This window comes from Pseudomonadota bacterium, assembly GCA_034189865.1.
Lineage (GTDB): Bacteria > Pseudomonadota > Gammaproteobacteria > UBA5335 > UBA5335 > JAXHTV01.
This window is the reverse complement of record JAXHTV010000005.1, coordinates 120,151-126,648: the sequence shown is the minus strand read 5'-3', so window position 1 is coordinate 126,648 and position 6,498 is coordinate 120,151. Positions and strand designations below refer to the sequence as shown.

The following is a 6,498-nucleotide window of genomic DNA, read 5'->3' as shown; positions in this document are numbered from 1 at the left end:
AGCAGGGGGCGCCTCTGCAATGGCCCGGCCATTGCCCTGGTCCTCCGCGAACCAACGGCGTGCCAGCGCTTCCAGGGGACGCATGATCTCCTCCAGTTCCCGACCACGGACGGTGAGCTCGTAGTTCACGTGTGGCGGAATCCCCAGCTGCTGCTCACGAATGATCAGGCCCGCCGCCTCCAGCCGCCGCAGCCGATCGGTCAGCATACGGGCGGAGATGCCGTGCAACCGGCCGCTCCCAGCACATTGCCCAGGCTCGCACCATAGGCCGCGCCGCGGCCGTGACCCACGTGCAAGGGGCCGGTCGGGTTGGCGGAGACGAATTCCAAAATCACCTTCTGGCCGGCGCCCAAATCGCCCTGACCGAATTCGCGACCGGATTCCAATGCCGCGCGCACAGTGGCGTGATAAGCCGCCGGGCTCAGGTGAAAGTTGATGAACCCCGGGCCGGCGATTTCCACCTTGGATAGCAGATCCGAAGCCGGCAGCGCGGCCACGATTCGGGCCGCCAAGTCCCGCGGTTTCATGCCCGCTTTGGGCGCCAACACCATGGCGGCGTTGCTGGCAAAATCGCCGTGGTTGCGATCGCGCGTGCGCTCCAGGCCAATGGTCGAGGTTTGCGCCTCGCTGGGCAGTACATCGCCGGCAAGGGCTGCGATGGCGTCGTTCAGGAGTTGTTGCAGGGCAGCTTTCAAGCGAAAACCTCGGCACCGGTGGCTGGGTGAAAAGTGCGTCAGTTTACCAGTGGCTCCCGGCTTTGTTGAGAGCCCCGCGCTCGATCCGCTGCTTGTTCATGGAGCCGGTGCTCGGGCAGGGCTTATCACCCTTGGCGGTTGGCAGGGTGGGACAAAACGGGCAGCATGCAAACCGGCGCGCGGCGGGCGTTGTATTGTGCTGTGATTAGGAGGGGCAAAGTGACCATCCCGTTTTGGTGTTTGAGCTTCATGATTTTTTTGCCATATGCTCTGTCCACACTGGGCGGGTATTTGCGCATCCGGCGTTTTGGCTATTACGACAACAAAAACCCCCGTGCCCAGGCGGCCCAACTGGAGGGCATGGGGCCGCGGATCTACGCCGCCCAGCAGAATACCTGGGAGAGCGTCATCGTCTTTGCCGTGGCGGTGCTGGTGGCCCACCTGGCCGGTGCGGAGGGGGCGGCTTCGGCCACCGCAGCGGTGTTATTCGTGGTTCTGCGGGTGCTGTATTGCTTTGCCTACGCACTGGATTGGGACCGGCTGCGCACACTGCTGTTCATGGCTGCGATGGGCTGTTGCGTTTGGCTGCTTGCGCTGGCCATCGTCGCCTAACGAGCGGCCCTCGGCGCCCTATTACGCCGATGCCTTGTATCGCCCCGCGTATTGGTCTTTGAGTCTGCGCTTGAGCAGCTTGCCGGAAGGCAGCCGCGGCAGTTTCTCGGAAAAGTCGATGTAGCGCGGGATTTTGTATCGTGCCAAGTGCAGCGCCGCGTGCTGGCGAATCTCTTCGGCCAGTTGAGGCGAACCGCTCTCGCCGTCTACCAGTTCGATCACCGCTTGAACCGCCTCGCCCCAGTCCGGGTCCGGCACCCCGAACACGGCGGCATCCGTGACCTTGGGGTGGGTGACCAGGATGGATTCGATTTCGGCGGGGTAAATGTTCGCCCCGCCGGAGAGGATCAGGTCGGTACGCCGGTCGCTGATGTATAGCCAGCCCTCGTCGGTGAGGTAGCCGAGATCGCCGGCGGTGATCATGCCATCGCGTTTGACCGAACGGGTCTTTTCCGCATCCTTGTGGTACTCGAAATCGCCCAGTCCGGCGGTCATATAGATGGTGCCAACCTTGTTGGGCGAGAGCTCGTTGCCGTCGTCATCCAGGATTTTCACCTGGATTCCCGGCCAGGCGCGGCCCACCGTGCCGGGATGTTCCAGCCATTCCTGCGGTTTTACCAAGGTACCGCCGCCTTCGGTGGCGCCGTAGTATTCGTAGATGACCGGCCCCCACCAGTCGAGCATTTGGCGTTTGATTTCCACCGGGCAGGGTGCGGCGGCGTGGATCACGTTGCGCAGGCTGGATAAGTCATAGCGCCGGCGGGTTTCTTCCGGCAGTCGTAACAGCCGCACGAACATCGTGGGCACCATGTGGGTGGCGGTCACGCGGTAGCGTTCGATGAGCTGCAGGGCGTGTTCGGCGTCCCATTTATCCATCAGCACCAGGGTTTGACCCATGTGCATGGCGCCGGTGCTGAAGCCGGCGGGCGCCGAGTGGTACAGCGGTCCCTGACACAGATGGATACCGCGGCCCGGCTTGACGTCGAACAACGAGAACAGCAGCTGGCCCAGTTGGGCCGCCTGGTCCGGCCCACCTTCCGGCAGCGGTCGCAACACGCCCTTGGGTTTGCCGGTGGTGCCGCCGGTATAGAGCATCAGGTTGCCGGCGTAGCGCTCCTCGGGGGGCGAATCGGGTTGCCCGGCCAGCAGTTCCTCGTAGGGGCGAAATCCCTCGATTTTTCCCACCGCAAGGCACTGCTTTTTCGTGAGTTTTGCCGCACGGGCGGCTTGCTGGGCCGCCGCGGCATAACGCTCGTGGGCGATTAGCAACTTGGCGTCGCAATTCGCGACGATGTAAGCCACCTCCTCCCCGACCAAATGCCAGTTGATGGGCGTGACATACAGGCCGATTTGCGTGGCCGCCATGTAGGCCTCGATCCACGCTTGACCATTGGGCAGCAGGAGGGCGACGCGCTCGCCCCGACCCAAGCCCAGGCTCTGCATACCATGGGCGATGCGGTTTACCCGGCCACCCAACTCACCGAAGCTGAGTGTCCGCTCATCCGGCGTGATCAGTGCGGTTCGCTCCGGGGTGTGCGCCGCCCATTGCCAAAAGGAATGCGTCTGCATGGCTGCCTCCTCCTGCCCGGATCCGCACCGGGCTTTTCAAAGGCTTAGTTCAGTTTGAGCCATCGTTCAAGGGTTGGTCGCGATCCTCAATACCTTTGGCCAGCGCGGTAAGAAGCCAGAATCGGCGTCCCCAGAATCGCGCCGTTGATTCGGCTCCTCCGGCGACATAGGCTGAGGCCACAAGCCGAATCACGGGTGTGAGTAGGTCCAGCTCCGCTTCAAACGACCACTGCCCTGCCCGGTGCGTGATTCATCGATCAGACCAGAGGGTGACGCTCAATAATGGAGAAAGAATTGAAACCGGCGGAAAAAAATCCGTGGTATGTGCTCGCGACCGTCTACGGCGAGCAAACAAGCAGTTTGGTGCCTGTCGATCCAGAGCCCGACGAGCTCGACGAATTGGCGCGCTACTTTGACCCCAATCTACACAAGAAAAACCGACGCATATGGAATGGTTGGTACGGGAATTGTCTAACCATAGAGGTAAGAGCCGAACTGGCCAAAAGGTCCGGTTGCGCACCTGACGAGTTTTCTCAGTTGACGGACGATGAGCTGCAGGATGTCCGGGCGGCCTTTGATGAGAGGCTCGGTCAAAATGTGGAAATACCGGATCCTGCCCTTCCCATCGACTTCTCCAACACCCGTTTCCCCCATAGCGTCCATTTCAACGAGTTTGTTTTTCCAGTTGAAACTCGTTTCAAACACGTGGTCTTTGTTGGTTCGGGGTCATTTCACTCATCGACTTTCAAGGGGATCGCATCGTTCTCAGAGGCGAGTTTTATCTGCGATGCCTGTTTTTCATCTGCGGCTTTCGATCGCGAAGCTTTTTTTCGAGAAACCAGTTTCCACGATAAATGTCTGTTCCAGTCCGCCGTTTTTAGCGCGAGAACATGGTTTGATTCCGCTAAGTTCAAAGGTCCGGCGGATTTTATGTATGCGCGATTCGAAGATCGTGCTTTATTCCGCGGGACGGCGTTTCTTGATAGCGCAGCGTTCTTTCAAGTCAGCTTTGATGCCAAGGTGTGGTTCGGCGGGGCAGAGTTTGAATCAGTTGCCAATTTTGACGCGTCTGATTTTAGTGAGCGGGCATATTTTTCGAAAACGCGATTTGGTCCATCGTGTCGGGCGTCTTTTAGAGATGCATCTTTCCAACGGCCTGTGTCGTTCAGTGAGACCCAATTCATCGGTTGGTATCCCGAGTTTTCCGGGGCGGTGTTGCCGGATGAGATTGAGTTTTCTGCTACAGATAAGGCGGTACGTGAGACGAAAGATAGCGGAGGCAAACGATACAAAACGGATCATTTTTGGCCCGACCACAAGAACATCGAGAACCCCGCTGACATTCAGAGATCACGCCGCGCCTGCGCGATTATTCGTCACGCTTTAGGGCGGCAGGGGCTTCCCGAGGATGAGCATTTCTTTTTCCGCCAGGAGATGGATTTTGCTGGTAGGTCAGGCAGTTGGCTAGAACGGCTGCCCTATCGCCTATTCGCAGCCATCTCGATGTATGGTTATTCAATCGCGAGGCCTGCAGTTGCGCTATTTCTGCTTTTCTTGTTGCCAGCACTTGTTTTTAAAGCAGCTTTTGAGCTCGACTGTATCAGCAATGGCTTGACACATTTTTGTGTCACATTCGGACAACCCTTTGGGCTCTCTTTTGCGAATACTTTTGGTTTCCTGGGATTTCATCGTCTCTATTTCGGCGGGTTTCTTGGGAGCGCTCCAGGTTGGGTTCAAGTCCTCTCAGGCGTGCAGACAGTGCTAGGTGTCATTCTTCTCTTTTTTCTTGGCCTTGGCCTTCGCACGCGATTCCGGTTGCGCTGACGATGAGAGCGCCCAGATGACCTTGGGTAACAATGAAACAATCGGGAGCGCCTCAGATCACGATTAACTCGAGTATGTTTGTTGGCGCGATAACAAGAAGTTGCGAATATCGTGCCGAGACCGCCCTCATCGCTTTACTCGGTATACCACTCCACATGAGTGAACGGCGAAGCCATCCACCCGGTGTTTGGCGCTTTCGGAGGGAGGTTCCCGATGCCTCGGAAATACAACCACGCGAGCGGCGAGTTGAGCTACAACGGGGTTGTGGTGGGAACGGCCTTCTCGGAATACATTTTTCGTCCACATTGGCTCAAAAACAGGCGACGACTGTTGATCTGAAATGGCCTCCTAGTGAGTTCGTTCGGCGTCTGAAAATGATCGAAGCGGGGATCGAGTATGCGAAACATCGTGGTTACTAGTTTACTGGCAGCGATGTTGGCGAGTTGCTCACTGGGTTCGCCGGATGCGGAAGTCCTCAAATCGCTGGAAAGTCCGGACCGGCGGTATGCCGTGCTCGTTGTCAGGTTGAACCACCATGCCACCGTTCCCTATGTCTATAAGGTTTTCGTCCTAGAGGCGGGCGATACAGTCGATTATTTTGGCGATTTAGATGTGCTCCGTGTGGGTGCCATAGACGGCCTTTCCGTTGAGTGGTCCGGGGCGAATAGCGTCGATATTGCTTGTGTCGTCGGCAAAGTCTACAAGTATTACAATTACGCGTTCATCGACGACCAGAATTTCACGATTAATCTAAACACGCGTTGCACCCGTCATCCTGAATGACGCCGCTTTTATAACGACGGCATTCACCAGACTAACGGGATCAGATCTTGTCTTTTGCCGCTTATTCACTCCGTGGTCTAGCTCCCCGGTGAAGTTGTAACGGCGGAAAAGCAAACGACAAGCCGTGACTTCACCCCAGCGAACCGAAAAACTCAGTTTGAATTCCCCTGCCGGGCCGACGCGCTCCCTGAGCTGAAGAATGTTCCAACACTTTTCTTCGCCGTGTTAGTGTTTTTCCCGAACCGAAGGAGACCGACAAATGAAGTGGAGTATCAGCGTTCTCGCTTGTGTGATGTGTGTTGCCTGCTATGCCGGGGATTTGAAGGAATACCGATTAAGTTCAAATTGCGGGGAAGGCAGTGTCGTCATTACGGATGGGTTTGTCGATCTGTGCGCGATGCCGGAAACATTGAGAAACACGCGAATTTTAAATGCGTCCGGATTCATGCTGTTTTGGTCCGAGAGCAAGCACTTGAGCATCAAGACGCACACCGATCGGGAATGGGGTTATCCGGGCAGCCCCATGGGTGCTGTCCCGGCGGCCTTGGTGACTGGAGAGTTCAGCCAGCTCGAAAATGATGCACTGGTAGACGAGTTAAAAAACATCAGAAACGCGATGGGCGACTTTCAGCCGGAGGACATTGGCAAAGCCACCGGGGCGAACGTGAAGGTCTACTTTTTGATTGGGGAGCCATCGTCGTACGTATTCGTGACGAATGAGGGAAAGCCCCGTCATTTCAGCCAGCTGACAATTCATGGCTTCACTAAGAATGAGGTGATCGAGCATGTTGTCCGCGGGGTATTGGACTGATGCCAATCTCACTCACGGACGATGAAAAGCAAAGCGTCATCGAAATAATGGAAACGTTGTACGGTTACGATTCCGCTTTAGTTGGTCAAAAACACGCGATTAACGACAGAACAGTCGATGCACTGGAGGAGGCGATCGACGCCCTGGAAAAGTGTAACGCAGATTTGAAGGACTTGGTCGTTCAACTGGCGGGTCCCGCTGGCC

At 57.1% G+C, this 6,498-nt stretch carries 8 protein-coding genes; 5 read left to right on the top strand and 3 right to left on the bottom strand.

The features are described from left to right. Positions 1 to 228, bottom strand: a 228-nt coding sequence (locus SVU69_04465; GenBank protein MDY6942247.1) for a helix-turn-helix domain-containing protein, incomplete at its 3' end; no start/stop codon positions are given. After that, the gene (locus SVU69_04460; protein ID MDY6942246.1) at positions 201 to 695 is read right to left on the bottom strand and encodes a hypothetical protein; all 495 of its coding nucleotides are present in this window, start codon (positions 693 to 695) and stop codon (positions 201 to 203) included. The genes SVU69_04460 and SVU69_04465, both read right to left, overlap by 28 nt. 165 nt (positions 696 to 860) lie before the next feature. Between SVU69_04460 and SVU69_04455 the strand changes: the two genes are divergently transcribed. Then, complete coding sequence (locus tag SVU69_04455; GenBank protein MDY6942245.1) at positions 861 to 1,307, top strand: MAPEG family protein; 447 nt, start codon at positions 861 to 863, stop codon at positions 1,305 to 1,307. 21 nt (positions 1,308 to 1,328) lie between these two features. Here SVU69_04455 and SVU69_04450 read toward each other — a convergent pair whose 3' ends face one another. Continuing rightward, positions 1,329 to 2,876, bottom strand: coding sequence for an acyl-CoA synthetase (locus SVU69_04450; protein ID MDY6942244.1), 1,548 nt, complete (start codon positions 2,874 to 2,876; stop codon positions 1,329 to 1,331). A gap of 282 nt (positions 2,877 to 3,158) precedes the next feature. On the opposite strand from SVU69_04450, the gene SVU69_04445 reads away from it, so the two are divergent. The 4 genes from SVU69_04445 to SVU69_04430 form a co-directional block, all read left to right on the top strand. After that, a complete protein-coding gene (locus SVU69_04445; protein MDY6942243.1) occupies positions 3,159 to 4,700 on the top strand; it encodes a pentapeptide repeat-containing protein in 1,542 nt (513 codons plus the stop codon). A 396-nt stretch (positions 4,701 to 5,096) separates the two neighbouring features. Then, the gene (locus SVU69_04440) at positions 5,097 to 5,483 is read left to right on the top strand and encodes a hypothetical protein (protein ID MDY6942242.1); all 387 of its coding nucleotides are present in this window, start codon (positions 5,097 to 5,099) and stop codon (positions 5,481 to 5,483) included. Between the two features lie 259 nt (positions 5,484 to 5,742). Further along, complete coding sequence (locus SVU69_04435; GenBank protein MDY6942241.1) at positions 5,743 to 6,294, top strand: hypothetical protein; 552 nt, start codon at positions 5,743 to 5,745, stop codon at positions 6,292 to 6,294. After that, on the top strand, positions 6,294 to 6,498 hold a 205-nt coding region (locus SVU69_04430), incomplete at its 3' end, for a hypothetical protein (GenBank protein ID MDY6942240.1). The genes SVU69_04435 and SVU69_04430, both read left to right, overlap by 1 nt.

What these genes read in the sequence shown, in the direction of transcription:
- SVU69_04435 (MDY6942241.1), top strand. Translation starts at nt 5,743, where the DNA reads ATGAAGTGGAGTATCAGCGTTCTCGCTTGTGTGATGTGTGTTGCCTGC.
- SVU69_04455 (MDY6942245.1), top strand. Translation starts at nt 861, where the DNA reads ATGCAAACCGGCGCGCGGCGGGCGTTGTATTGTGCTGTGATTAGGAGG.
- SVU69_04445 (MDY6942243.1), top strand. Translation starts at nt 3,159, where the DNA reads ATGGAGAAAGAATTGAAACCGGCGGAAAAAAATCCGTGGTATGTGCTC.
- SVU69_04440 (MDY6942242.1), top strand. Translation starts at nt 5,097, where the DNA reads ATGCGAAACATCGTGGTTACTAGTTTACTGGCAGCGATGTTGGCGAGT.
- SVU69_04450 (MDY6942244.1), bottom strand. Translation starts at nt 2,876, where the DNA reads ATGCAGACGCATTCCTTTTGGCAATGGGCGGCGCACACCCCGGAGCGA.